The following is a 1,198-nucleotide window of genomic DNA, read 5'->3' on the forward strand; positions in this document are numbered from 1 at the left end:
CTGACTGCTGGACAAACGGAATAAAAGCGAGGCAGTAGTAGTTATCAATGTGTGAAAAAAGAAGAAAAACTACTCCCATCGCTTTTGAACAAATTTAAGAAGGATTTGCCCAAAAGCCAACAAACCCTGATTCATACTTTGTGTGTAATCATCAGTGGTATTATGATTAAAGAGACAGTCAATCTTAACAAAATCAAAAATCAGATAGGTACCATTACAGACAAGCCTCAAACGAAAGCCAATTCCCATTATCGAAGATTGACACGTTTTTTCAATAATCCTTTTTGTCGGTATGTTTTATGGAAATGGATACTGCATCTGGTGATAAAAGAAGTGATTGGCCAGTTAGATAAACGTAAACTTTCTCCCTATCTTTTGTTGGATGGCACTTGTTGGGAGTTTGGGAAAACAAGCTTTCATTTTTTAACCTTAAGCATTGTATATGAAAAGATTAGCTTACCTATTTTCTTTATAAACTTAGCCAAAAAAGGAATTTCTAACCAAGCAGAACGAAAACGGTTTTTACAAATGGCTAATAAACTGTATCCCTTACAGGGAATGATTTTACTGGCAGACCGCGAATACGTAGGACGGGACTGGTTTAGGGAGTTGATACAGGGATTAGGATTAAATTTTATCATTCGTCTTTCCCAATCAGATTATAAAGCTGATTTGCAAGAACAAGGTATTTCCTATGCCAGTATGTGCAAACGAGCCAGAAAAGGGAAAATCATAGACCAATCTTTTACCCTGGGCGATCATGACTTGCGAATGGTGATTACTAAACATGGACAAAGTGATGAATTGATTATTTTACTGACCAATCTAAACTATAAAAAGAGTAGAATTCTCTCACTGTATAGAATTAGATGGCAAATCGAATGTTTGTTTAAATGCTTGAAAACCAATGGATTCAATCTGGAGGATTTGTCATTTAAAGACCCTGCGAAAGTACGATTACTTATCAGTATTGTCATTGCCTGTTATGTTTTATCTGTTAGAGAGGGATTGGCGGCTTGTAAATTGAATCCTTACAAACTAACAAGTAAAAAACGGTATGAATCTGTTTTCAGGAAAGGATATAGTCTACTGTGTATACACTCTCAGAAAGTAGTACTTTTGCTGCAATGGCTATTTTTAAATGTAGGCATCACAACTAAACCTAAACCTACCTGATTAATATTTGTCCAGCAGTCAG

The 1,198-nt window shown here is 35.6% G+C and carries 1 protein-coding gene; it reads left to right on the top strand.

From position 1 onward, the window contains the following. The first annotated feature begins 51 nt into the window (after positions 1-51). Positions 52-1,176 carry a transposase gene (locus QNI15_RS38830; RefSeq protein ID WP_314037589.1) on the top strand — a complete coding sequence of 375 codons (1,125 nt, stop codon included), beginning with the start codon at positions 52-54 and terminating at the stop codon, positions 1,174-1,176. Positions 1,177-1,198 lie beyond the last annotated feature (22 nt).

Source organism: Xanthocytophaga flava, from assembly GCF_030068545.1.
GTDB lineage: Bacteria > Bacteroidota > Bacteroidia > Cytophagales > 172606-1 > Xanthocytophaga > Xanthocytophaga flava.